This is a genomic window from Amycolatopsis sp. H20-H5, from assembly GCF_035828755.1.
GTDB lineage: Bacteria > Actinomycetota > Actinomycetes > Mycobacteriales > Pseudonocardiaceae > Amycolatopsis.
The window spans coordinates 36,922-60,978 of record NZ_JAYMZS010000039.1 but is presented as its reverse complement, the minus strand read 5'-3'; the positions used below and the strand labels follow the sequence as shown (position 1 = coordinate 60,978).

Here is a 24,057-nt window from a genome sequence, read left to right as displayed (position 1 = left end):
CGGTTACGCCGGGTGGCTTTTTTTGTCATGCTGGGGCGGTGACCGCCGAATCGGGCACACACACCGGGCGTGCGGAAGTCGATTCGCCGGTTTCCGGCACGCCGACGCTGGTGCTGTGCGCCGTCGATGAACCACTCGCCACCGCCTGGGCCGGCTTCGCCGGCCGGGCGGGCGAGCGCGTCCAGGTGCATCGCGGCTCGGTGCTCGACGTCGTCGCCCAGGCCATCGTCAGCCCGGCCAACTCGTACGGGTGGATGCGCGGCGGGATCGACGCGGTCTACGCGCGGGCGTTCCCGGAGGTCGAGCAGCACGTCCGCAGCGCTGTACTGGCCTTTCACGGCGGTGAGCTCCCGATCGGTGAGGCCCTGATCGTGCCGACCGGCGAGACCGAGCCCGCCTGGCTGATCAGCGCGCCGACCATGCGCGAGCCCGGTGAGCGGCTTCCCGCCGACACTGTGCACCCGTATCTGGCGGCCCGCGCCGTCTTCCAGCTGTGGCGCGACGGGCGGCTCGACCACGGCCCCGTGCGCGGGACGGTGGACACGATCGCGATGCCGGGGCTGGGCACCGGGGTCGGCGGAGTTGCCGCGTCGACCTGCGCGCGACAGGTCGCGGCGGCTTGGGCAGAGGTCTTCGGCGCGCGTCACGCACAGTGACACCTGAGGCGAGGGTGCAACACATCACAGCGCATTCATCCTCGGTAAGCCCTACCGTAAGGCCAGCGTTCCGCAGTTGTACGGCGCCAGCGCAGGCGACGGCCGAGGAGTATGCGATGCCACGGGTCCGCGAGCTCAGTCCCTACGTCGAGCTTCACCGCGAACAGTGGCGGGAGCTGCGAAGCTCCACGCCACTGCCACTGACCGCCGACGAGTTGCTGCGCCTGCGCGGCCTCGGCGAGCAGGTCGACCTCGCGGAGGTGGCGGAGGTCTACCTGCCACTCTCCCGTTTGATCAACCTGCAGGTCGCCGCCCGCCAGCGGCTGACCGAGGCCACCACCACGTTCCTCGGCGAAGAGTGCCGCGGCACCAAGGTGCCCTACATCATCGGCATCGCGGGGAGCGTGGCCGTCGGCAAGTCGACCACCGCGCGCATCCTGCGCACGCTGCTGGCCCGCTGGCCGGACCACCCCCGCGTCGACCTGGTCACGACCGACGGGTTCCTCTACCCGCGCGATGAGCTGGTGCGCCGCGGCATCATGCACCGCAAGGGCTTCCCCGAGAGCTACGACCGGCGCGCGCTGCTCCGGTTCGTCACCGAAGTGAAGTCCGGCGCCGAACGGGTGACCGCGCCGGTGTACTCCCACCTGGCCTACGACATCCTCCCCGGCGAGGAGCAGGTCGTGCAGCGTCCCGACATCCTGATCGTCGAGGGCCTGAACGTGCTCCAGCCCGGCCCCCGGCTGACCGTCTCCGACCTGTTCGACTTCTCGATCTACGTCGACGCGAGCATCGCCGACATCGAGCACTGGTACGTCGAGCGGTTCCTCAAGCTGCGCCACACCGCGTTCGCCGACCCGGCCTCGCACTTCCACCACTACGCCGGGCTGCTGGACGACGAGGCCCGCGCCGAGGCCCGCCACCTGTGGCAGTCCATCAACGAACCGAACCTGCTGGAAAACATCAAGCCCACCCGCCCCCGCGCGACGCTGGTGCTGCGCAAGGACTCCGACCACTCGATCAACCGGGTGCGCCTGCGCAAGCTCTGACGGTCAGGGCGTGAGCACGATCTTGCCGGTGCTCCGCCCGGTCTCGCTCGTCTTGTGCGCCTGCGCGGCGTCGGCCAGCGGGAACGTCAGCTCGGCGATGATCCGCAGCCGCCCCTCGGCGGCCAGCGCCGCCGCGTGGTCGAGCGCGCCTTCGGCGGGCTCGAGGTGGATCCGGACATACCGCAGGCCGTTGGCCTCGAACTCTGGCCGAAGCTGCTCGACTCCGAGCGCGTCGAGATAGATTCCACCGGGGCGCAGTGTCGGCAGGGAGCGCGGCGCGTAGTCCCCGCCGACCAGGTCGAACACCGCGTCGACCTGGCCCGCGACCTCGGCGAAGTCGACGGCCGTGTAGTCGATCAGCTCGTCGGCGCCCAGCTCGCGCAGGAGCTCGTGCTTGCTCGCGCGGGCGGTACCCAGGACGTACGCGCCCCGCGCCTTCGCCAGCTGCACCGCCACGTGCCCGACCGCGCCCCCGGCGGCGTGGATCAGCACCCGCTGCCCCGCCTTCAGGTCCGCCGCCGTGACCAGCGCGGCCCACGTCGTCAGTGTCGCCACCGGAAGCGCGACGGCCTGGACATGGCTGATCGCGGCGGGCTTGGGGGCCAGCGTGGCGGCAGGCGCGACGGCGTACTCGGCGTAGCCGCCGGTGCCCGACATCAGCATGCCGAACACCTCGTCCCCGGCGGCGTATCGCGTGACCCCCGCGCCGACGGCTTCGACCACGCCGGAGATCTCGAACCCGGGAACGTACGGCGGGGGCGGCCCGGCCGGGATCGCCCCCGACCGGAGCTTCCAGTCGACCGGGTTCACCCCGGCCGCCAGCACCCGGACCCCGACCTCGTCCGGCCCGGGCTCCGGCCTCGCCACTTCGGCGAGCTCCAGCACCTCGGGACCGCCGAAAGCCCGCTGGACGACCGCCTTCATCACCTGCGTCATGGACCTCTCCTCGGTTGGGTCCCTTTATCGTCGAACACCCGGTACCCGTTGTGAAGAAGGCACCTTTCTGATACCGAGGTACCTCATGGATACCGTCGATCACCTGGCATCTGAGACCTGGGTCAAGGACTTCTTCGAGGGCGAATGCCCGTCACGCACCGTTCTCGGCATGCTGACGAACAAGTGGACCCTGCTCACCGTCGCCGCGCTGCGGCTGCACGAGGGCCCGGCCCGGTTCGCGGCGCTGCGCCGCAGGCTGGCCGGGATCACCCCCAAGATGCTCACCCAGACACTGCGCGCGCTCGAGCGCGACGGCTTGGTGACACGCACCGTCTACCCGACCGTGCCGCCCCGCGTCGAGTACGCGCTGACCGCGCTCGGCGTCTCGGCGGACGGCCTGCTCGAGGCCGTCGGCGTCTGGTCCGAGTGTCATATCGGCCAGATCGTGGACGCCCGCAGGTCCTACGACGACCGGCCGGGCGAACCGGTGCCCTCACCCGGCTGAGGCAGCCTCGTCACCCACATCCGTCACCCTTCGCACCATCAGCGAATCGCCGGGCCGAGCCGGCGCCGCTGAGCGACCACGGGACCGCTCTGTCCTCGGCCGATCGGCCGATCCGGTGCCGTCACCTGTAACCGGTTGGCCGATACCGGCTACCCACTCCCCGGGTGACCCTTGAGGCAGGGCACAACCCGAAAAAAAGCATTCCTGAGCTGGGAGGGAGGCCCAAGATGTTCTCGATCATCCTGACTTGGGTCGGCGCGGTACTGGGACTGACCTTGCTGGTGGCCATGGCCGCCGGTGCTTTCGTCGTCGATTTCGACGACGCCGTCGGCGACCGGCGGCACAAGGTCCCTGAGGTCCCGGACAACGCGGGCCCGACCACCGCGCCACTGGCCTGACGGCCCGCCGTCACCCGGACCAGGTGCACGGCCGGGTCAGGTGCAGGGGCTGGTCAGTCGATGGGCCGGGTCAGGCGCAGGGGCCGGTCAGGCGAAGGGATTGTGCAGCCGCGCGCCGGTGTCCGCCATGTCCGAGACGTTGCGCGTCACCAGCGTCAGGTCGTGCGCACTGGCCGTCGCCGCGATGAGCCCGTCGATCGACGGGATCCGGTGAGGCGAGCACTGCCGCCCCCACTCGGCCGCGACCTCGGCCGTCACGGCGAAGATCCGGTTCGAAAACTGCTGCGTGAGCGCGGCGAGCCAGCCGGCCAGCGCGTCGGCCTGCTCGCGATCGGACTCACCGCGGTGGCGCAGCTTGTGGATCCCGCGCTCGATCTCCCCCACGGTCAGCACGCTGAGGTAGAGCTTGCTGGACGACACCCCCGCCCACCAGCGGGCGAAGCCGGGGTTCGGCTTGCGCCGCCGCGCCTCGGACACGATGTTCGTGTCCAGCAGGAAGCTCACCCGCCCACCTCCAGCGCGACGTCACGCGGGACGTCCTCCGCTCGCTCGGCGGCGACCTCGTCGAGCACGTCGACCAGCGCGTCGCCGTACTCCTCACCCACCCCGTGCGGCGCGAGCGCCAGCTTGAAGTCGACCTCGACCCCCTGCCCCGCCAGCCGGCGGTAGTCCACGATGTCGATCACCACGGCCACCTCCTCCCCATGCCTGGTGACGAACTGCGGCCCCTCGGCCTCAGCCCGACGCAGCAGTTCACTGAGCCGTTGTTTGGCGTCCTGAACCTGCCACGTTTCGTTCTCCATCTAGACAGACTAGACAGACTTCGGGAGTGGCGGCAAGCAAGCCGGGGCAGACGGCCGCTCAGTTCACTAGATCGAGTGCCTCGCGGTAGTCGTCGAGGTCGAAGTTCATCTCGTCCTCCCCGGCCTCCTGCAACTGCCCGGCGAGCACGTCGCCGAGCCGGTCGAGGATCTCCTCGCGCTCCAGCCCGCCCTCACGCAGCCGGCGCGCGGCCTGCCAGGCCTCCGGCGGCTCGTTGTCCCACAGCTGGTCCACCAGCGCGGTCTTGAGCGCCAGCCGCATCCGCGGCTGGCCGTCGAAGGTGTCCTCGGCCAGCGCCTCGTGGTACTCCGGGTGCTCGCCGATCACCAGCAGCCGCCGCTGCTCGGGGTCGGTCGGCTCGAGGTCGAGCTCCTCGTCGCCGATCTCGGTGTACACCGTCGGCACGGCGAACATCCGGCGGTCCAGCGCCTCGGCCAGCTCGGCCGGGTCGTCGAGCTCCTCGGAACCGTCCAGGTAGGCGTCGAGGGCGGAGTCGTCCTCCTGCGTGAACTCCTCGAGGAACTCGGCGACGGATTCGAGCAGCGGCGCCAGCGCGGGCGCGGGCAGCCCCGCGCGGCTCGCCGCCCACGTGGTCCAGCCCAGCAGCACCGGCTCCAGCGCCGCTTCGTGCTCCTCGGTGAACTCCCCGTCCGTGTGCTCGCCCTCCAGCAGATCCTCCAGGAAGCGGGCGAGCTTCTCGGGGCCGACCCGCAGCGGCGCGACCGGCTCGGTCCGGCAGCCGAAGTCGACGATCAGCCGCGCGCAGGCCCGGTTGACCTCGGTGTCCTCGACCGCGCCCGAACCGAGGAAGTCGGCGACGACCTCGTTCCGCACGGCCTCGGGCCATTCGGTGGTCTCCGGCGACGGCTCGGCCGCGGGCAGCGCGCGGGACCAGGCCAGCGCGAGCGCGTGGAACCGGGCGTAGTCCGCGCTGACGTCGGGTTCTTCGAGGGTGTCCGTCGCGGCCATGCCGTCGGCGAGCAGCTGGTGCGCGCGGGCGGGCAGCACCTGCTCCAGGGTGACCAGCTCGGCGTCTGCCTGGGCCTGCTGCCGCATCTCGGCGAGCACTTCGAGCGGCTCGTCGACGACCACGACGTCGCGGATGCGGCCGCCCTCGGTGAAGTCGACCAGCGCGAGCAGGCCGTGCGACCGCTCGCCGCGGGAGAACACGCAGAGCATCGACGACTGGTCGCCGTAGACATCGCCGCTGCGCCAGCACTCCTCGATGGTCACCTCGGCCAGCCCGTGCTTCCACTCGGGCGCCGGGATTCCCCGGCTCAGCACGGTTTCCAGCGCGATGCCCGCGGCCTCGCGCTCTTCCGGCGTCTCGGCCAGCACGCGCAGCGCGGCGAGCAGGCCGGCGGCGGCGGGGGTGATCTTGCGGGCGGTGAACGCGATCAGCTCGAGCCCGAGCGGGCCGTCCTCTTCGTCGGCCGCGAGGTCCCACCACTCGCCGAGCACCTCGGACGCCAGCAACTCGACCTCGAACACGTCGGGTTCCGCGCCGAGCGCGGAAAAGTCCCGGAGGATGTCCTTGAACAGGCCCGTCACGCTGTGCGTTGCGGGCTGGGGGTTCTTCTTGCGGGCGCGACTGACCGGGCTCATGCCGGACATGCTTTCATCGTCCGGCTCCCGCCCCGATGCCGCGGTCCAGCATCCCGGCGAAGGCGTCCTCGGCGACCACCGGAATGCCGTAGTCGCGCGCCCGGCAAGCCTTCCCCGAAAGAGTGTCGGGATCGGCCGCGACCAGCAGTTTCACCCGTTTGGTCACCGCCGGGTGGACGGCGAGCCCGGCGTCGGTCGCGCGCCGCTCCCAGGCCGGTCGCTCCTGGCGCATCTCCCCGGTGAAGCAGACAAGGTCACCGCGGGCCAGCGCGAACCGGTCGATCACCGGGGCGCGGCCGGGCGCCGGACGGCCGACGTCGTCAGGGGCCAGGCCGAGCAGTTCGGCGACGGCCGCCAGGTCCTCGTCGGCGAGCTGCGCGAGGTAGGCCCGGTGCAGATCGAGCACCGCACGCCTGCCGAGGCCCGACTCCTCGGCGATGCGGACCAGGGCGTCGGCCTCGGCGAGCGAGATGTGCCGGTCGAGCAACGCCCGATCGAGTGAAGCCAGGTAGGCGTCTTGCGCCCCTGGCAACGGTGACCCGAACGGGGTAACGGCGATCCGGCCCATGAAGTGCTCCTCGGCCGCATCCGCCAGCTCTCTGGCCAGCCAGGTCACCCCGGACGGCCAGTAGTGCGGCGAGTAGTAGTGCGGCCACGGGTGTTCACTCGCCAGAGTGAGTTCCTCAGCCCAGCGTGCTCCTGCCGGGTCGGCTCGCACGTACGCCGACAGCAGCTGCGCGGTGGCGAAGGCGTCCGCACTCGCGTGGTGGGCGTCGACCAGGGCGATCCCGACCGCGGCGCAGCAGTCCGCGAGGCTCCGCCCGGCGCCGGGCAGGTACTCGGCGGCCAGCCGCATCGTGCACAGGCCGACGTGCGGGCCCAGCGGGACGCGATAGCCGTGCCGGGAGTACTCCGCCGCGAGGAACCGGCCGTCGAAGTGCAGGTTGTGCGCGACGGTCACGCGGCCGGCGAGCAGCTCGGCGAGCTCGCCCGCGACCAGGTCGAACGTCGGCGCCCGGAGCGCCTGCGCGGCGCTGACCCGGTGGATGCGCTGCGGCCCCAGGTCGCGCCGGGGATTGACCAGCGTCTCCCACTGCCCGGTGAGCTCACCGTCCGGCGAGACGTGCACGACGGCCAGCTCGACGATCCGGTCGCCACGCCGCGGGTCGAGCCCGGTGGTCTCCAGATCGACCACGGCGAACCCCGGCATCCACCACTCCATCCCCGCGCGAGTTCCCGATCACGGAACGCGCTGGGGAGCTTGCCGTATGCCACCACCGGCGGGCGCGGTGACCCCGGGCGCATCGCCCCCGGTGCCCGTCCCGCCGGGAGGAGAACGGGACGGGCACCGGGGGCGCGGGGCCACCGCGACAACGGCTGCCACGGCGACGTTCGTCACCATGGCTTTGACGCGCGGACCGCGGCAGGATCAGCCGCCGGTCGCGACGCCGTTCGAGGGGATTTCACTTTCTGGTCGGCTTTGTTCACGGCAGAGCGAAAAGGCGAAAATTATTCCGGAAATAGCCCGGATTTTCCGTCGGCTCCACCGGCGTACCTACTGGTGAACGACCTGCGGGCGCGGAGGTTACGCCCTGGCGGGCTTCGGAATCGCGATCCGCGCGGCGCGGACTTCGGCGATCAACCGCGTTTTGCGTTTGTGGGTTTCCACCAGCGCGGAGAGGTACGGGCCGAATTCCTCCGTGGTGTCCGTCCGTTTGTGCAGCGTGCGCAATTTCCGAAGATTTTTCGCCGCTTCGGCGTACGAATTCGGGGCTTTCTGGCCGATCAGCTCGTCGACGTGATCGCGGTACACCGGGATCGCCTCGGCGGGATGCTCGGCGGCGCGCGCTTCGGCCAGCTCGACGCGCAGCGCGAGCGACGCGCCGAACCGCGTGCACGCGCGCCAGGCGTCGTCCGGCCGGTCCTCGGCCAGTAGCGCGCGGACCAGCTCACCGGCCTCCACCGGCCCCTCGGCCGCGCGCTCCCGCAGGCGGGCCAGCGCGTCCTTTCGCTGCGACGGCCACTGCCCCGCGGCCGTCGCGCCGTCGCGGAGCGCGACGTAGGTTTCGTGGCAGGGCAGCCGGTCGAACTCCTCGCGAAGGCGGGAAACGCCGTCGTCAACCAGCCGGGGCCGGGGCACCCGGACGACCACCGGGAGACAGCGTTCCTTGTCGTGGGTGAGCGCCCTGGCGGCGTGCGCGATGGCCTCGCCGTGCCGCCCGGCGGCACGCAGCACCCGGACGATTTTGAGACTGACGTCCACGCGCGGCGGCTTGGCCGACAGGATCGCCACGAGCGCGTCGACGTCGCCGGAGACCTCGGCCAGCTCTTCCTGGAGCCGCTGCGCGACCTCACGCCGGGCGCCGGGCGCGTCCTCGGCGAGCACTTTGTCCACAGTGGACTTGACGCGCAGCAACCCGGTGTCGCCCAGCGCGGCGGCGAAGTCGGCCAGCTCGATGACCGGGCGGCCAGTGCCGTCGAACTCGACCTCGAGGATCCAGTCCGCCAGCCGCTCGGCGTCCGGCGGATGCGCGACGCAGGCCCGCGCGTACAGCTCGACAGCGCGTTCGGCCTGGTCACCGACCTCGCCTGAGGAGTCGTCGATCCGCTCCAGCATCTCACTGATGTCATCGACCGTCCGGCGGGCCAGCGGCGCGAGGTCGGCGCGGCTGCCCGCGTCGAGCAGCCGCTGGAGCGTGTCGAGGACGGACCCGACCTTCGCGGCGTACTCGTAGTTCCCGGCCTCGACGGCGGTGTCGAGCAAGCGGTGCGCCTCGGCCACATCACCCCCCTGGGTGGTGGACCGCAATTCGAGTGAACGACGTAACTCAGGGTCACGTTCGGCTTGGGCGTACAGCAGTTCGGCCAACGTCTCCGCGTCCAAGGTGCGCAGGTAAGGCCGCAGATCCGTCGTCGAGCTCACGCGGACCAGTCTGCCCCACGAGTTCGACAGCGCGTGTGGGCCAACCGCGTGCTCTTTTCGGCCTAACCACGCACGTGCGGTGACCGGCTCAGAGTTTCCGGATGCCATCCAGCACCGCCTGCAGGAGCCGGGGATCGGGGATCTCCAGCGACGTCCCGGACGAGCGCGGCCGCGGCACTCTCACCTCGGGCCGCCGGTGCCGCGCCGCCGGTTTCGCGGGGGCGGGTGGCGGGACGACCGGGACCGGCAGCCACCGCGCGAGGCGCAGGACGACGACCGCGATCAGCCCCGCGAACAGCAGGATCGCCGTGGTGGCCGCGAGTGCTCCGCTGAGTGTCCGGCGTCCGCCGTCGATCGAGAGCCGCGTGGCGTAGGTGTCCTGCTGGGTGTAGAGCTCGTCGAGCCGTCCCGCGACCGCGGTGGCCGAAGCCCGCCACACGGCGTACGAGACCGGCAACGGCCTCGCGTCCGCCAGCGCATTTTCGACCGACCCGAGGCGGCTCCAGTCCTCACTGCGAACGAGACTGTCGTACTGCTCGCGACCACTCTGCGTGAGCTTGGTGGACACCACGGCGAGAGCGGTCCGGTAGACACTGACCGTGCCGGCGAACTCGGGCCGCGACTGTTCGTCGAGCCCGGCGGCGGCCAGCGAATCGCCGCGGTACATGCCTTCGGCGGCGGCGAGCAGCTCGACCGCGGTCATCTGCTCGTAGCCAGCGTCGGCGTCCGGCGCGCTTCGGGCCAGGTCCCGCAGCGACGCGACGTCCGCGTCGATCCGGGCGGTGAAGAACGCGTAGCCCGCCGCCTGCGTTCCCGGCGCCTGCAGCGCCCGGTTCCGATCCTGCTGCAACTCGTGGATCCCGCGGGTGACGCCCACGGTGGTGACGGCGGCTTCGGTGGCGCTGTCGCGGGTCTGGATCGCTTGCTGGAGAAGGAATCCGGCGATGACCAACGCGATAAGCCCCAGTGCCGCGCTGGGCACGGACGCGATGAACAGCACGCGGCCACGGAGGGTTCGCAGGTGCTTCAAGTCCATCCTCTCCCGGTTTGTCCCCGAACCCGACTGCGCCTTTCACGCTAGGCAATCTGCAAATTGCAGGTCAACGCGTGTCCGCCATATGGCCGTTAGCCCTGCGTGACGGGCGTGGTAGGCAGTGCCGGTGACCCTCGACGAGCTGACCCTGCGCCTGCGCGACTTCGCCGCGGCCCGCGACTGGGAACCGTTCCACACCCCGAAGAACCTCGTGATGGCCCTTTCGGGAGAGGTCGGCGAGCTGATCTCGCTGTTCCAGTGGCTCACCCCGGAGGAGGTGACCGCCTGGCGTTCGGACCCGAAACTGGAGTTCAACGTCCAGGACGAGCTCGCGGACGTGCTGCTGTACCTGATCCAGCTGGCCGACAGCCTCGGCGTCGACCTCCTCGAAACCGCGAGCGCGAAGGTGGAACGCAACGAAAAGCGCTTTCCGCCGGTGGAGCGCTGAAGCCGTTTGGTTGATACCGGCCGCCCGTTGGTTCGAAGAGACTAGGTACGTGGAACTGCTCCCGCCTGCGTCCTTCGGCGCCCGACTCGGCCGAGAAGCCCTCGAGGAACTGCGTCGAACAGGAATCGCCAAGAAGTACAGCATCGGCGACCTGCTCTTCATGCAGGGAGATGATCACGGAAACGTCTTCCTGGTCGAATCGGGCCAGGTCAAGGTCTACGTGACCGGGCCGGAGGGCGCAGTCCTTATCCTCGGGATTTATGGCAGAGGTGAGGTGCTCTGTGAGATGAGCGCGCTCGAACAGCTGCCTCGGTCAGCGAGCGGCGTAGCCCGGACACCGACGGTCGTGACCGAGATCAACGGCCGGAATTTTCGAGCGTACGTTCGCCGAAATCCGGACGTGATGTCCCACGTTCTGAGCGTCATGCGCCACCGGCTCCACAAGGCCGACGACGAGCGACTTTCATACCTGTCCGAGGGTGTGGTGGTCCGCGTTACTCGCAAACTCCTTGCGTGGGCGGCGACCTACGGTGCCGTTGAACTTGACGGCCGGGTGGAAATCCTCGGTTTCACCCGTCGCGATCTCGCCCAGAGCGTCGCCGCCGCCGAGAAATCCGTGGACGACGTCTTGAGCACCCTGACGAACGCTGGTCTGATCACGACAGGCCGACGTCGATTCGTGCTGCTCGCGCCGGCTCAGCTGCAGGCTTGGCCGGAGCACCAAGCACGTCCCTGACCTTCTGTCTCCCGGTTTTACGGGAGTACGTTCTGCTGCCGGACCGAACACTCTCCTCACCACACCAGTTCGGGAGAGGCGGCAAGTTCATGGTCCAAATGCCCGCGACCAAAGCCCTGTTCGGCTACGACGTGATTGGCGCATCCGGCGTGGATGACGACCTTCTGGACGAGGTCCGACAGAAGGCGGTCGATCTCGTCCAAGAAGCCCTCGAGCACGCCGGGGTCGAAGCCGCCGGGCGCGCGAACTACTCAGCGACCGGCGACGGTTCGCTTGCGGTCTATCCGGAGAGCGACCTACCTGGCCTGATCGATGCCGCACACTTCCTCCAAGGTCGGCTCTACCTGCACAACCGCGAGTTCCTGCCACCCATCCGGCTACGGCTCTGTGTGCATACCGCGCCTGTCCGCGTTGTCGATGGTGATCATTTCCAGCGTCCGACCATAGAGCTGGCTCGGCTTCTCGAAGCGAGCGCGTTCAAGGCGGCCGTCCGCCGGATGGGTACCTACCACCCGGCGACTGTCGCTCTGGTCGTCTCCGACCAGGCCTACCGGGTGGCCGTGCGCGGACAACACACCCAGCGTCTGCGCCCCACGATTTCGGCGAAGTGGAGGTGGTGAATAAGGAGTTCGCCGAACGCTGCTGGGTGTGGGTGCCCGGCCTGGACCCGATGCGCATCCAGGAACTGACTGGCCCGGAAGCACCACCGGAAGCCATACCAACTGGCTCAGCGCCTGAACCGCAGTCACCGGCGGAGGGAACCCAGATCTTCAACGGGGGTTTCCAAGGAAACCATTTCACCGGAAACAACTCGGGCACGATCAGCACCACGTTCGACCGGCCTGGTGACCGTTCGTGACTGTCACAGACAAGAAGACAACGCCGGATGCTGCCGCAGATTCTCCGGAGCACCAACCGACGCCCAGTGGTATGCAAGGAACGGCGATGACCGGGACCAACTCCGGAATCATCGCCAACATCTTTGGCTGGGCACGCCCTTCTGAAAAAGACGAAGTCGATATCAAGAAGATCAAAACCAGCTTGGTCGACGGCCCCGTGCACCAAGCGTTGCAGGACGAAGCTGTGCGGGCGTTCTGTGCCCCGGAACACTACGACAAGGCAGCTCGCATTCTACGGAGAAGAAACCTGGTCCTTCTTTGCGGCCAGTCGACAGGAAGGACGCTAGCCGGCGTCAGCCTGCTGGTCGGCATGGATCTTCCGCATCTTCAGCGTCTCGACCCCGCTCGACCACTCAGGGACATCTTCGATATGAAGATATCCGCCTCCACCGGCTATCTCTGGGATGACATCGCCGCCTCGGCTTGGTCCGAGGGACTCGGAGACAGGACGCTCACGCAGCTCGAACGCAACCTCCGGGAGCAGAATTCGTACCTGGTCATCGCCTACACCGTCGACGACCTGTCGTTCGAGGTGGCCGGAGCGCACATCGTGGAATTGACAGCACCATCCACCCGACTGGTGGCCGATGCGCACATGAAAGCTCTCGGCCTGAGTGGCACCACGCGTACCGAACTGCTCGAAAAGCAAGACCTCGACGCGGTGCTGCCCGACCACAGCAGGCCCAGCCGGGGCGCCAAGGTCGCCAGGGTCCTCCACGAGTTCAACCAGGGGCAGTTGACCGCCGAAGAAGTCGGCGAGATCCTGTACCGGCGGGAGGACCAGGACGTCAAAGCCTGGTTCGAAAAAAACACTGACGTGTCCATCCGCGCGCTGGCCGTTACCATCGCGCTACTCGAGGGGTGCCCGTACAACACGATAACTGCGGCCGCCAAAAGACTCGAGGATCTGCTGAGCAATCCGGAAAACCAAGAGATCTGGCCGTACGATCCCCCAGACATCTTCTTCGAAAGTCGAACTGATCGACTCAAACGCACCCGGGCAAAGATACGCAAAAAGCTTAGAAATGTTAATTGGAACATAGATCCAGAGAATGTCACTTTCACCCGACCGGACTGGGGTCGTCGCCTCTTGCTCCACGTCTGGAAGGAACACGAACGCATCCGGCCGCTGCTGCACGGCTGGATCGACGCAGTGGGTGAACATGATTTACCCGCTTGGGCCGAGGGACACGGCGACGCGCTGAACCGGTTCGGCCAGCTACTGGCGGACTCCGCCGAGCCCGAGACACTGAACTGGGTACGCGAGTGGGCTCGGGCGGAGTCACGAAATCGGCAATCGATGGCAGCCAAAACACTCGACGGTCTGTCTCAGAACAGTTCTTACGTACCGACGATCAAGGATCATCTCCACGCCTGGTGCAGCCCCAGAGTGAGGTTGAGCCTCCGGACCACCGCAGCCATCGCATGTAGCGGCACTCTCGGCCGGAGCCATCCCGAGTTCGCCTTGGTGCAACTCCGCAGATTGACAAAGAACTCAGAAGAGGACCTGCATTTGCTGGTTGTCAAAGCGATTCGAGGACTCCTTGAAGAGCCCAGCAATCGCAGCCTCATCCTCAGCACACTGCCAGGATGGCTCCTGACCGGCGGAGCGACGTCCAAAGACATAGCGCTGCGCTGCTCCCTGGACGCGCTCGCACTGAAAATCGAACCAGTTGCCATATCCAGCAAGGACCAAACACCCGTCCGAATTCTCTTCACTGCACTCCTGGAAAATCGAAAAATGCGAGATCAGACTTTCACATGGCTCAGACATTGGACGGCGAAGGGTGTCGGAAAACCCGAGATTCAAGAGAACATCTCCAGTCTTCTGCGCATTCTGGTCACCAGTCCAGACGTCATACTAGTGCAGAGATTCAGCTTCTTCCTTCGCAAGGAAATGTCTGAGGATCTACAGAAAACAAGACGACTTGCCATCGCCGTGCAGCGTATATTGAAGGAGATCTCCGATGAGTGAGGAATTAACTCAGGATTCATGGCGACAGATACGGCGCCATAGGCGACGATACAACGCCATTTTGCGGCATCAGCTGCGCAGGCGGCGGACCACCGTACTGGTCGCGGAATGCCACGACGGCCTATGGGCCACCTCGAACTTGCACCTCGGCTCCACGACGGGGGTATTGAAGCTCACTCTCGGAATGGCGGGCAGCATCAAGCAACTGTACGAGGTCGACGACTCCCCGACAAGCCTGACGTTCTCAAGCGTATTCGAGACCGAGAACGAGGGAGCGATCGTAGACGGCGATATTTCGGTGGTCTGGCACGTGACTGACCCGGTGGCGCTCATAAAACAGCCGAAATTCGACCACCTGAACGCGATTCGCACCGCGGTCGAAGACGTGCTCCGGTCGATAGTATACAAGACGGCACTCGAAGACATCGAGATACTGGCCGAGCGGGTCGACTCCGAGCTAAAGATGATGCGACAGCTTCGCGAAGGTCCGATCGCGTGGGGCGCGGCTGATACCCTCTTCCGACTCACTGGTATCGGCGCACTGCATCGACATTCACTCGAATCGATACGGCGTGCCCGGATCGTCGACCGAGAACAACGAAGCATGGACCGCGAACGGATCAGCTTCTACGCGGACGTCATAGATTCGGGAAAAATTAGCTTGCTCGCAATGATGCTGAGTAACGACAAAACGAAGATCGACGAAGTGCTGCGGTATATCCAAATGCACGACATCCCGATCGGCCGATCTATACTCGACAAGAACGATCCGTTCCGCAATGCGGTCGGCAGAATAATGAGCGAAGCAGACGAATTCGACTTACACGAAATGCGCCTCGCGTGGCTTGAAAACGTCACGACACGCAGCAGCCAGAGTGCCCTGTCCCAGCTGCAGGAGTCACTCAACGAGACCTTGGAAGGCACCCGAAATGGCACCAAGCGGACCTGATTTCCGTGCTCACAGCACCCGTTTTCCGACAGACTGTGCCCATGGGAGTTCTCGAGGGGAAAGCCGTCATGGTCACCGGAGCGGGGCGCGGGCTCGGGCTCGCATACGCCCAGCACGCGGCGGCGTCCGGCGCGGCCGTGGTGGTCAACGACGTGGACGTCGAGCTGGCCGAAGAGGTGGCGGAGGGCATTCGGGCTTCGGACCGACGGGTCGTCGCCAGCGGCCATTCAGTCACCGACGACGGCCAGGCCGCCGCGATCATCGAGTTGTGTGTCACGGAGTTCGGGGCGATCGACGGACTGGTCGACAACGCCGCGCTGAACCACAAAGCGTTGCCGTGGGACGACGATCCCACTCGCGTCCGCGCACTGGTGGACGTCAACGTGCTGGAACCGTTGTTCTGCGGGATGGCCGCGGCGACGGCGATGCGCGAGCGCGGCGGGGTGGTCGTGAACGTGGCATCGGGATTGGTGCTCGGGCAGCCCAAGGCGGCCGCCTACTCGGCGTCCAAGGGCGCGGTGGCGTCCATGACGTTCTCGTGTGCGGTGGACCTCGCCGCACACGGGATCCGCGTCAACGCCGTCTGCCCGCTGGCCTGGACCCGGATGATCTGGGACGACCCGATCGAGCGCGAGAACGGGAACCCGGAACTCTCACCCGACCGGATCGCGCCGCTGGTGACGTTCCTGCTCAGCGACCTCGCGGCAGGGGTGACCGGCCAGTTGGTCCGCTTCCAGGGCGACCGGCTGCACGTCGTGCGCCAACCGGGGATCAAGCAGCCGGGTCTGCAGCGAGACCACTGGGAGGTCGAGGACTTCGCGGCGGCGTTCGACGGCGGTCTCGAAGGACGGCGGGGACGCTGGTAGTCAACGGCCTTCGATGCTGGTCAGCAGGCGGTCGGTCACCCGCTCCTCCGCGACCGCGGTCTTGTGTGTGCGCAGGGCGTCGGCGAGGGCGGGGTCCCAGGGCGCGTCGGTGACGCGGCCGACCGGGGTGCCGGTGGGGTTCGTGGCCAGCGCGGTGAGGTAGTCCGACGTCGTCAGGTGCCAGGGGCGGGCGCCGGTGCGGGCCATGACGTGGGCTGCGATGCGGAGGCCCTCGCCGTCGAAATCGCCGTGGTAGTGCAGGGAAGCGCCCGCAGCCGCGAGGACGTCGAGCAGGAGCATGCCCGCGCTGTTGGGCCAGCCGGAGGTGCAGACCAGCGGCGGGCACGCCCCGCCGAAGCGGCTCAGCGCGACGGCCAGGACGCTCGGGTTCTCGACGATCCAGACGTCTGGCGGGACGTCCGTGAAGGTGGTGGCGCGGAGCTGTCCCAAGGTGAGTGCGGCCGCGTTGCCCGAGGTGGCGCAGGCTCGGAGGATGACGGCCGCGATCCCGTCGCCGCCCGGGGCGAGGCCGGTGGCCAGTACGACCGCCGACAGCGCGTCGTCGGCGATGCCCGCGCGTTCCCACAGTGCGCGGCGCTCGGCCGCCGACGCCGGTGGTTCCGTGCTGTACACCGTGGCGAGCGCACGCAGCACCAAACTCGACTCCCGCGTGCCGTCGTCCAGCGCGTGGGCGTCGCCCAGGACTTCGTCGGCGAAGGCAGGAAGCGGGACACCTCCGGCAGGGAGTCGCGACAAGACGTGCAACGCCCGCTCCAGCAACTCGCGCGAGACGACGCCCGCGCGACGGACCTGCGCGGTCCAATCACCTAGCGCGGGCTGGCTCACCACGACGTCATGAGTTTCGAGCCAGTGCCACAGTTCTGTCCGCTCCGCGGCGGCCTCGGCTCGCCGGGCCGCGCGATCGTCGAGCGGGCCGAGCAGGTCGGCGACGACCGTGTGGAGGTCGAGGCCGAGCGGCTCCAGGACGGCGTCCAGCCTGCTCAGCGACACCGTCGCGTACTCGGCGGGCAGCTTCGCCAGTCCGAGCAGATCGGCGAGAGCCTCGCGCTCGGCGTCGGCCAGCGGGCCGACGCGCACGGTGCTCACCGGCCGTCCGGACGACAGCCGCTCGTGGACGGCCCGCCACAACGGCCGCAGACCGGGCGAGAGCGTCACGCGTCGTCCGGCAGCAGGTCCGCGCCGTCCCAGACGAAGCGCACGGTGGTGACCGCGTCGTCGCCGTCGCCACCGGTGATCAGCTTGTGGATCGCGATGCCCGGCAGCTCCTGGTAGTCGCACCACTCGTGGTCGGACGTCAGCAGCAGGTCGAGGTCCAGCGACGCCAGCAGGCCGAAGATCTGGCCGCGGTTCGCCGTGTCGACGCCCACGAAAACCTCGTCGAGCAGGATGATCCGCGGCCCCTCTTGGACGGCTTGATAGTGCGCGGCCACCGCGGCGAAGAGCGGCAGGTGCAGCGCGATGGCCTTCTCACCGCCGGACAGCGCGCCGTGCAGCTTCTTCGTCAGCAGCTGCCACCCGGCGCCGTTGGCCCGGTCGATCTTGACCACGAACTGGTGCCAGCTGGTGTAGTCGAAGACCTGCGCGAGCTGTTGTTCCCAGCTCGTCGCGGTGTCGTCGGCCTTCGCCTCCTCAATCCGGTCGCGGAAGAACCGGTGCAGGGACTCGCGATCAGCGTCGCTGAGCCGGACCGGGTCCTTCAGCAACAGCTCGCGCGCGGCCTTCGTCCCGGTCGGCAGGTCGTCGCGAACCTGCCAGACCAGCCGGACCGCGACGTTCGACGCCGTGCGGACCTGCTCCAGCCGCTCGTTCATCGCGTCGACGAGGGCGCCTGCCTGCCGGATCCGCGCGGCCAGGTGCCGCCGGGTGTCACCGGTGAGCGTCTGGTCGAACAGCTCGCGCTCGGCGCCGGTGATGTCACCGCGGCTGCGCTCGGCCTCCGCGCGCAGGATGTCGAGCAGCTCGCTGGCGCCGACACGCATTCCGTTGACCGCCGCGCTGAAGACGCCGACGTCGCCGTCGGTCTCCAGTTCGAGGTCCGCCCGGTCGCTGAGGATCTCGCGGGAGGAGTACACCTCCTCGGTCAGCCGGTGCAGCGCGTCGCCGAGATTTTTGCTGCCGTGCGGCAGATTCGGCCACTTCGCCGCGACGGCCCTGGCGCCTTCGAGACTGGCGCGCGTGCTCTCACCGGCCTCCAGCTCGAGACCAGCGTCGACCGGGAAGCTGCCGGAGGCCAGGTGCCGGAAACGGGACGCGGCCCCGTCGCGTGCGTCGACCGCGGCTTTGCGGGTGTCCTCGTCGATGGACCGCTGCGTGTCCAGCGAGCCGAGCCTGGTCGCCAGCTGGTGCAGCTCCTTGGCGACGTCCTTGGTCCGCAGCTTGACGTCGGCCGCCTCGTCACGCAGGCGGCCCACTTCGGCGAGGACTTCCTGGTAGTCGACGCCGATCGTGCTGTCGATCGCTTCGAGCTTCTCCGCCAGCCCGCCCGCGTCGCGCTCCGCGGTCAGCGCGTCCTCCGCGGACTCCTCGGCAGCCTCCGCCGAACGTCTCGCCTGCTCGGCCCGCTCGGCGGATTTGTCCTTTACCGCCACCATTTTCGCGTGGACGTCGAGCCAGTTGTCCGCCACGTCACGGAAGACTCCGACGGCCTCCGCGAGCGCGTCGAGGCCGTCGCGCTCGGCGGGCAGGCCGTTCTCCGACGCTGTGAACGTCAGCTCCTTGACTGCTGTCCGCACGGCTTGTTCGCAGGCCGCCAGCTGCTCCACCACCCTGGCGACCGCCCGATCCGCGGCACTCACCCGGGAATCCGCGTGGTTCAACGCGGTCGACGCCGCCTCCAAGGGCGCGTGGCCAGGACGGCCCGATCGCTCGGCGGCGAGCTTGGTCCGGCGGCCCGCCAGCACCACGAGCCTACTGTCGAACTCGGCGATCACCGCGCCCAGCTCCCCGATCTTCGCCGTCAGCTCCGCGAGCCTCCGCTGCCGGGCCTGTTCACGCGCGACCGTGCCGATGTACGAGACCTCGCCCTTGTCCCAGCTACCACTCGCGTTCGCCAGCCGCCACCGGCCGTCCGCGCCGATCGCCGCGGAATGCCGCCCCGGCACCGTTTCTCCGTACGCGATCCCGGCGAGCAACCGGGCCACCAGCTCGACCGGCACCGCCCCGCCTGGCTCGGGCCGGAGTACCGAGGCCAGGGACTCGCTCCCGGTCACGGCGGGGAAATCGGTCTCGATGAAGGTGTCGTGCCCGACGACCTCAATGGCGCCGTGGGACGGCACCCACGCGTCGAGCAGGCCGCTGGCCTGCAAGGCTGCCTCCACGCCCGCCTGCTGCCAAGCGGAAACGCCGTCGACGAACGAGACGAGCTTCCAGAACGGCGCACCGTCCATTGTGGATCGATCGGTCGTGCGACCCACCGGCGCGACGGGCGGGAGGTCGACGTCCTCCCGCAGCTGCCGCCGCTCGTCGACGAGGACGGCCAGCGCTTCGTTCGCGGCGGCCCGCTCGGCGGCCACGGTGGTCTGCTCCACCGTGATCTCCTGGAGAACCAGCGCGGCGACGGTGTCGACGAACTCCAGCACCGATGGCTCCGACTCGGCGCATTCGGCCAGCGCGTCGGCGTCGGGGAAAGCCAGCTCCACGCAGCTTCCGGCCCACTCCCGCAGCTTGCGCACCTGCTCACGGACGACGTCCGTATATGCCTTGGCGAGCTCGTCACGCTTGCCCATCGCCTCGGCGAGGTCGGCCCTGACCTGCTCCAACGCGTCTTCGGCGGCGTGCCGCCGGTCGATCGAGGACTCGTGCGCGCCCACCGCCGCGCGCACGACGTCGATCTGTTCCTGCCTGCTCCGGACGGCCGCGCGCAGCAGCTTGCGCCCGGTCTGCGGGTTCGCGGCCATCTCCTCCGAGACTCCGCCCAGCCGCGCTCGTTCCGCGGCACGCGCCGCGTCCGCACCGGCCTCGGACTCGGCTTTCTCGCCTTGGACGGCCAAGTCCGCAGCGATCTCCGCCTGCTGCGCGTCCGCCTCGGCGACGCGCCGCTTCGCCTCCGCCACCTGCCGCTTCAGCGTGGCCGCGGCCTGCGCCGCTCTGGCCTGCTCGCGAAGTTTGTCCAGCTCACGGCCTTGCTTGTACTCGTCGCTGTCCTTCAAGCCCTCGATCCGCGCGCCCAGCTGCTCACTCCGGGTCTCAAGCTCCTCCGCGAGCTTCGCGGCTTCTTCGTGCTTGAGGACCGCTTCCTTGTAAGCGTCTTCGGACTCGCGCGCGGTCCTGGTCAGCCTCGTGAGCTCCGACGTCGCCGAAACCAGCGTTCCGGCCGAAGCCCGGAGGACACGCTGGGCGTACCCGCGCTGCTGGGTGGCGAGCCTGCGCGCGGCCTCGGCCTCGGCGTCAAGGACTTTGAGCTGCTCACGCTGCCTGTCGAGCCGCTCGAATCCCTCGGCGAGCTCGGCGATCTCGCCCTCGCCGAGCGGCGGCAACGCACGGGAAAGCAACGTGGACAACAACGCCGGGTCGAGCCGCTGGGACAGCTTCGGCATACGCAGCTGCAGCAACGCCGTGATCAGCGCGTCGTACCGTTGTTCCGTCAGCCCGGGGAACAGCGTGGCGCGGACAGCCGCGCGATAGTCGGCGGACGTGTCGTGCACCGCGCCGAGCTCACCCAGCTCGTCCTGCAGCGCGGCCTTCGTGAGCGGCTGGCCGGAGTCGGTGACGATCTTCAGCCCGGCAGGCAGGCCGACGCGCCTTTCCGAGGTGAAGTAGTCGACGTGGACGGTCTTCGTGTGCGCGGTGGCCTGCAGCCGAGCCCCGCAAGTGAACCAGGAATCGTTACCCCGGTTGAATTCCAGCCAGACGTACCCGACCCGCGTGGTACCCGTGGCCCCTTCGCCCATCAGGTTCCAGTGCATCGTCCGCTCGCCGGTGCCGAACGTGGACAGCCTGTTGGCGCGGAGGTTGGCGTCGAACAGGAACGGCAGCAGCAGCTCGAGGGCCTTGGACTTGCCCGTCCCGTTGGGGCCGTGCAGCAGCAACCGTCCTTTGTGGAATTCGAAGACCTCGTCGTAGTACCGCCACACGTTGAGGATCCCCGCGCGCGTCGGCGTCCAGCGCGGGGTGCCCGCCGAAGGCTCGATGGTGGCCGCGCGCGGCAGCTCGGTGATCGTCATCGTGTCTCCTCAGAGGACCTGGCGCCGGTGACCGCGTAACGCGACGCCGCGGGCAGTGCGACGACCAGCTCGCCGCTGTGGCGGGCGAGGCCGAAATCCGACAGCACCGCGACGGCGTCGGCCACCAGCTGTTCCTTTCCGTCTTCCCCGCGATATCCCTTGGCCCACTTCGGGAATTCCCGCAGCAGCCGGGCGGCCTCGGCGTTCAGCTGCTCCGGGGCGACACCGCCGTCGGCCGCGGTGATCACGTCGAGCAGCAGCAGCGCGGCGACCTTGGCGTTGCTGGAGTCGTCGGGGAACTTGCCGTCCGTGGCGAGCCCGTCGGGATCGACGAACAGGAACCCTTCGGCCCGTTCTTCCAGCAGGAAACCGCCCTGTTCGGCCGCGCGTTTCAGCAGCTGGCGGCCGGTCGGCGACGACACGTAAGCCAGCTCGGCGGCGGACAGTTCGTCTCGGTAGACGACCGGATCGTCCACCACCCGCCGGAAGACCGAGTGCCGCAACCACAGATTGCGCTGCACGTCGGAGGCGCCATCAGCGGCGTGTGCCGCGTCCGGCGCGTCGCCATATCGCCGCTCCCGGCGCAGCGCGGCCATCAGCTCGTCGAACCGGACGGGAATCTCCTCGACGGGCACACTGAACTGTGAAGCACCGTTAGGTGCGGCTAGCAGGCGCATCACGAGTGTCGAATCGACGCGGTAGAGCACCTTCGCGCCTTCGCTGCCGACGAACGAGTCCGTCGAGCCGTCGACGACCTCGATCGCGCCGTACGACTCCAGCATCCGAAGGACGTCGACGTACGCCATCCGCTCCGCGCGCACCGCGGTGTCGAACGCGTCGATCAGCGGGTCGGCGGCCGTGGCCTGGGTGACCCTGTCCGCGAGTAGGCCGATCGTGGTGACCGGCGCGGCGAGCAACTCGGCCGCGACCAGGCATAACAGTGTGTAGCGGCGCCTGTCGAAGGCCGCGCGCCCGGACCGCGACCGCCGCGCGGGACGGCTCGGATCCGCCTTCGCGCGGACCTTCACCAGCCGCGCGTACCCGAGCCGCGGCTCCACGACGAGCGACCACCCGCAGTAGTAGTCGAACCACTTCCCGATCGGCTCGCGACGACGTCGTACCAGGTCAAAGGCCTCTGGCGTGGCGCTCTCGCTGAGCAGCGGGGCCGCGAGCAGCAGCCGGACGCCCCTGGCGACCTCCTCGCGTTCGGCGATGACGAGCTGGTTGGCGAGGTTGCTCATCCCGTCTCCTCCTGGCCGCGGCGAACCCCGGCGACGCGGATGTCGACCACGAAGTCCGGACCCGCGAAGCGTCCTCGCGGAGTGTGCAGGACCGCGGCCCGGGAGTCCGGGGCCGGTTCGAGCAGGATCTCGACCTTGCCGTCACTGGTGACGCCCCGACGCGTGCCGTCGGTGCTCGGACCACTGGACAGCGCCCGGCCCAACAGATCGAGCAGACGCTGGAAGACGCTGTGCTCAAGCTTCTCGAAGGCCGACAGCCGCACGGGCCCGCCGGTGGCGAGCAGGCTCCACGCGGCCTGAAGCTCCGCCCGCTCGGCCTTGGCCAGCTCGGCACGGGCCGCCTTGATCGCGGTGACGTCGCGAATCTTGCCGGTGCGCGTGAACCGTTCCGTCCGTCCCGAGCTCCTCAGCAGCGCGGACACCTCGACCGACGGCGCGTCTTCCCAGCGGGTGTTGGCGCTGATGAGCTCCGGATCGGCATGTCCCAGATGCGCGTGACGTGAGGAACTGAGCCCGAACGCCGTGGCCCACAGCCGGTGCAGATCAGCCTCCGAGGGCGCGGCGGCGAACCACCGCGCGAGCTCCCGGAAGTCGGCCACCGCACTGCTGGCCCGCCGCCGCGACTCGGTGATCCGGTCCAGGACCTGCAACAACGTCACGATGGCCCGCCGCGCCACGGTGTGCAGCTGCTCGACCCGCGCCGGGCTCCCGTCCGACGGCCGGAACCACGCGCACAACCCCGCCCACCTGGTCCGCCGATGCTCCAGCCAGCTCGCGCCGGCGTCCTCGCCCGCGGTGGGCGGCAGCTCGGCACCTAGCAAAGCTCGCTGCTGCAACACACTCACCCCGCGCTGCTCGACCCGCTCGATCCCGGCCGAGATGGCATGGGCACGCTGGTCGAGATTGGTCAGGAACTCCTGCAAGTACGTCACCGTCGACGCCTTGACCTCGTGGAACGTCGTCAGGTCGGCGCCCTCGGCCCGCAGCAGCCGCTGCAACTCACCGTTGAACTGCTTGGTGTTACCCCGCAGCGCGTCGAGATGGGACTCCAGTTCCATCAACGTCGAGAAGATCCGCCGATTCGTGCTGGAGGCCTCGGCCAGCAACGCGCCGAGGCTGTCGAGCCGGTCGGAAATGGCGTCGAGCACGGCCGTCTGCAACGCACCACTCGACGCCAGCACACTCAGCGCGTGCTCGACACCGGCGAAGGCCGCTTCGCCACGCTTCGTGAGCGAGTACTGCAGGTTCCGGCGCTCGTACTCACTGGCTGTGCGGTAGTTCTCGGCGTGGTTCTGCAGCACGTCGAGCAACTGCCAATCCCGCAGCTTCCCGAGCGCGCCGGACAGGTCCTCGTCGTCCAGCGCGTCGAACCAGCCGATGGACCGCAGCCGCGCCCGCACGTCGTCGAGCCCGAGCGCCGTCTCCAGCCGCTCGTTGGCCTCGCCGAAGGCGTGCAGGATGGCTGTGTACAGCCCGGACAGCTCACCGGTGGTGAAGCGGAACATCTCCGCAGGCACCCTGGCGATCGGCGACCCGCCGTCCACACGCTCTCCACTCCGCTCGATGGCCATCACGGCACACCGTACGGGGAACCTGCCGGTCCCTGAAGGCCACCATCACGGCGTTTAACGCCGTGATGGTGGCCTTCAGGGACTGCTAGGTCCAGGGAACGCGGTGATGTCGGTGGTCGCGTCCCCGCCCGCGAGAGCCTGGCGCTTCCACGGCCGTTGCCCTGTTCGGTGGCGTTCGCGGGGACGGATACGAGCGCCAACGCGGCCGCGAGGACGGTGGTCAGCAGGCGCGAGGTGATCTCCAACGACGTCTGTGGTGGTC

21 protein-coding genes are annotated in these 24,057 nt (G+C 68.7%); 10 read left to right on the top strand and 11 right to left on the bottom strand.

Translation table 11 applies throughout. The features are described from left to right. The first annotated feature begins 38 nt into the window (after positions 1-38). The gene (locus QMK34_RS22135) at positions 39-656 is read left to right on the top strand and encodes a macro domain-containing protein (RefSeq protein ID WP_326416110.1); all 618 of its coding nucleotides are present in this window, start codon (positions 39-41) and stop codon (positions 654-656) included. A 116-nt stretch (positions 657-772) separates the two neighbouring features. Next, a complete protein-coding gene (coaA, locus tag QMK34_RS22130; RefSeq protein ID WP_326416109.1) occupies positions 773-1,705 on the top strand; it encodes a type I pantothenate kinase in 933 nt (310 codons plus the stop codon). A 3-nt stretch (positions 1,706-1,708) separates the two neighbouring features. Here the strand turns inward: coaA and QMK34_RS22125 are convergent, their stop codons facing one another. Further along, positions 1,709-2,641, bottom strand: coding sequence for an NADP-dependent oxidoreductase (locus QMK34_RS22125; RefSeq protein ID WP_326416108.1), 933 nt, complete (start codon positions 2,639-2,641; stop codon positions 1,709-1,711). Positions 2,642-2,726: 85 nt separating this feature from the next. Here QMK34_RS22125 and QMK34_RS22120 point away from each other — a divergent pair, with 85 nt between their 5' ends. Both QMK34_RS22120 and QMK34_RS22115 read left to right on the top strand, forming a co-directional pair. After that, positions 2,727-3,146, top strand: coding sequence for a winged helix-turn-helix transcriptional regulator (locus QMK34_RS22120; RefSeq protein WP_326416106.1), 420 nt, complete (start codon positions 2,727-2,729; stop codon positions 3,144-3,146). A gap of 227 nt (positions 3,147-3,373) precedes the next feature. Then, positions 3,374-3,544 carry a hypothetical protein gene (locus tag QMK34_RS22115; protein WP_326416105.1) on the top strand — a complete coding sequence of 57 codons (171 nt, stop codon included), beginning with the start codon at positions 3,374-3,376 and terminating at the stop codon, positions 3,542-3,544. Positions 3,545-3,631: 87 nt separating this feature from the next. Here the strand turns inward: QMK34_RS22115 and QMK34_RS22110 are convergent, their stop codons facing one another. From QMK34_RS22110 to QMK34_RS22085, 6 genes are all read right to left on the bottom strand, one after another. Next, positions 3,632-4,048, bottom strand: coding sequence for a type II toxin-antitoxin system VapC family toxin (locus tag QMK34_RS22110; RefSeq protein ID WP_326416104.1), 417 nt, complete (start codon positions 4,046-4,048; stop codon positions 3,632-3,634). Then, positions 4,045-4,347 (bottom strand): type II toxin-antitoxin system Phd/YefM family antitoxin, encoded by a 303-nt coding sequence (locus tag QMK34_RS22105; protein ID WP_326416103.1) that lies wholly within the window; start codon positions 4,345-4,347, stop codon positions 4,045-4,047. The genes QMK34_RS22110 and QMK34_RS22105 overlap by 4 nt, the downstream gene beginning before the upstream one ends. Before the next feature lie 58 nt (positions 4,348-4,405). Next, positions 4,406-5,971 (bottom strand): hypothetical protein, encoded by a 1,566-nt coding sequence (locus QMK34_RS22100; protein ID WP_326416102.1) that lies wholly within the window; start codon positions 5,969-5,971, stop codon positions 4,406-4,408. Positions 5,972-5,984: 13 nt separating this feature from the next. After that, the gene (locus QMK34_RS22095; protein ID WP_326416101.1) at positions 5,985-7,181 is read right to left on the bottom strand and encodes an exonuclease domain-containing protein; all 1,197 of its coding nucleotides are present in this window, start codon (positions 7,179-7,181) and stop codon (positions 5,985-5,987) included. A 375-nt stretch (positions 7,182-7,556) separates the two neighbouring features. Next, on the bottom strand, positions 7,557-8,894 hold the full coding sequence (locus QMK34_RS22090) for a DUF6880 family protein (protein ID WP_326416100.1): 1,338 nt from the start codon (positions 8,892-8,894) through the stop codon (positions 7,557-7,559). A gap of 88 nt (positions 8,895-8,982) precedes the next feature. Next, entirely contained in the window at positions 8,983-9,930 is a 948-nt protein-coding gene (locus QMK34_RS22085) for a nitrate- and nitrite sensing domain-containing protein (protein WP_326416099.1), read from the bottom strand. A 124-nt stretch (positions 9,931-10,054) separates the two neighbouring features. Here QMK34_RS22085 and QMK34_RS22080 point away from each other — a divergent pair, with 124 nt between their 5' ends. From QMK34_RS22080 to QMK34_RS22055, 6 genes are all read left to right on the top strand, one after another. After that, positions 10,055-10,375: a nucleotide pyrophosphohydrolase gene (locus tag QMK34_RS22080; protein ID WP_326416098.1), complete on the top strand. Its 321-nt coding sequence runs from the start codon at positions 10,055-10,057 to the stop codon at positions 10,373-10,375. Positions 10,376-10,424: 49 nt separating this feature from the next. Then, the gene (locus QMK34_RS22075) at positions 10,425-11,111 is read left to right on the top strand and encodes a Crp/Fnr family transcriptional regulator (RefSeq protein ID WP_326416096.1); all 687 of its coding nucleotides are present in this window, start codon (positions 10,425-10,427) and stop codon (positions 11,109-11,111) included. Between the two features lie 98 nt (positions 11,112-11,209). After that, on the top strand, positions 11,210-11,731 hold the full coding sequence (locus tag QMK34_RS22070; protein WP_326416095.1) for a hypothetical protein: 522 nt from the start codon (positions 11,210-11,212) through the stop codon (positions 11,729-11,731). A 325-nt stretch (positions 11,732-12,056) separates the two neighbouring features. Further along, complete coding sequence (locus QMK34_RS22065; protein ID WP_326416094.1) at positions 12,057-13,985, top strand: hypothetical protein; 1,929 nt, start codon at positions 12,057-12,059, stop codon at positions 13,983-13,985. Then, positions 13,978-14,934 carry a hypothetical protein gene (locus tag QMK34_RS22060; RefSeq protein WP_326416093.1) on the top strand — a complete coding sequence of 319 codons (957 nt, stop codon included), beginning with the start codon at positions 13,978-13,980 and terminating at the stop codon, positions 14,932-14,934. Before QMK34_RS22065 ends, QMK34_RS22060 begins: the two co-directional genes overlap by 8 nt. Before the next feature lie 41 nt (positions 14,935-14,975). Next, on the top strand, positions 14,976-15,800 hold the full coding sequence (locus QMK34_RS22055; protein WP_326416092.1) for an SDR family NAD(P)-dependent oxidoreductase: 825 nt from the start codon (positions 14,976-14,978) through the stop codon (positions 15,798-15,800). Here QMK34_RS22055 and QMK34_RS22050 read toward each other — a convergent pair whose 3' ends face one another. From QMK34_RS22050 to QMK34_RS22035, 4 genes are read right to left on the bottom strand one after another with little or no spacing between them, the layout of a single operon-like run. Beyond that, complete coding sequence (locus tag QMK34_RS22050) at positions 15,801-16,976, bottom strand: TIGR02679 family protein (RefSeq protein ID WP_326416091.1); 1,176 nt, start codon at positions 16,974-16,976, stop codon at positions 15,801-15,803. Then, positions 16,973-20,983: a TIGR02680 family protein gene (locus QMK34_RS22045; RefSeq protein WP_326416089.1), complete on the bottom strand. Its 4,011-nt coding sequence runs from the start codon at positions 20,981-20,983 to the stop codon at positions 16,973-16,975. Before QMK34_RS22045 ends, QMK34_RS22050 begins: the two co-directional genes overlap by 4 nt. Beyond that, on the bottom strand, positions 20,980-22,224 hold the full coding sequence (locus QMK34_RS22040) for a TIGR02678 family protein (RefSeq protein ID WP_326416087.1): 1,245 nt from the start codon (positions 22,222-22,224) through the stop codon (positions 20,980-20,982). The genes QMK34_RS22045 and QMK34_RS22040 overlap by 4 nt, the downstream gene beginning before the upstream one ends. After that, on the bottom strand, positions 22,221-23,795 hold the full coding sequence (locus QMK34_RS22035; RefSeq protein ID WP_326416086.1) for a TIGR02677 family protein: 1,575 nt from the start codon (positions 23,793-23,795) through the stop codon (positions 22,221-22,223). Before QMK34_RS22035 ends, QMK34_RS22040 begins: the two co-directional genes overlap by 4 nt. Positions 23,796-24,057: the final 262 nt, after the last annotated feature.

Coding starts and splice junctions, on each gene's coding strand:
- QMK34_RS22125 (WP_326416108.1), bottom strand. CDS start 2,641: ATGACGCAGGTGATGAAGGCGGTCGTCCAGCGGGCTTTCGGCGGTCCC.
- QMK34_RS22055 (WP_326416092.1), top strand. CDS start 14,976: ATGGGAGTTCTCGAGGGGAAAGCCGTCATGGTCACCGGAGCGGGGCGC.
- QMK34_RS22085 (WP_326416099.1), bottom strand. CDS start 9,930: ATGGACTTGAAGCACCTGCGAACCCTCCGTGGCCGCGTGCTGTTCATC.
- QMK34_RS22065 (WP_326416094.1), top strand. CDS start 12,057: ATGACCGGGACCAACTCCGGAATCATCGCCAACATCTTTGGCTGGGCA.
- coaA (WP_326416109.1), top strand. CDS start 773: ATGCCACGGGTCCGCGAGCTCAGTCCCTACGTCGAGCTTCACCGCGAA.
- QMK34_RS22115 (WP_326416105.1), top strand. CDS start 3,374: ATGTTCTCGATCATCCTGACTTGGGTCGGCGCGGTACTGGGACTGACC.
- QMK34_RS22045 (WP_326416089.1), bottom strand. CDS start 20,983: ATGACGATCACCGAGCTGCCGCGCGCGGCCACCATCGAGCCTTCGGCG.
- QMK34_RS22070 (WP_326416095.1), top strand. CDS start 11,210: ATGCCCGCGACCAAAGCCCTGTTCGGCTACGACGTGATTGGCGCATCC.
- QMK34_RS22095 (WP_326416101.1), bottom strand. CDS start 7,181: ATGCCGGGGTTCGCCGTGGTCGATCTGGAGACCACCGGGCTCGACCCG.
- QMK34_RS22105 (WP_326416103.1), bottom strand. CDS start 4,347: ATGGAGAACGAAACGTGGCAGGTTCAGGACGCCAAACAACGGCTCAGT.
- QMK34_RS22040 (WP_326416087.1), bottom strand. CDS start 22,224: ATGAGCAACCTCGCCAACCAGCTCGTCATCGCCGAACGCGAGGAGGTC.
- QMK34_RS22035 (WP_326416086.1), bottom strand. CDS start 23,795: ATGGCCATCGAGCGGAGTGGAGAGCGTGTGGACGGCGGGTCGCCGATC.
- QMK34_RS22060 (WP_326416093.1), top strand. CDS start 13,978: ATGAGTGAGGAATTAACTCAGGATTCATGGCGACAGATACGGCGCCAT.
- QMK34_RS22100 (WP_326416102.1), bottom strand. CDS start 5,971: ATGAGCCCGGTCAGTCGCGCCCGCAAGAAGAACCCCCAGCCCGCAACG.
- QMK34_RS22120 (WP_326416106.1), top strand. CDS start 2,727: ATGGATACCGTCGATCACCTGGCATCTGAGACCTGGGTCAAGGACTTC.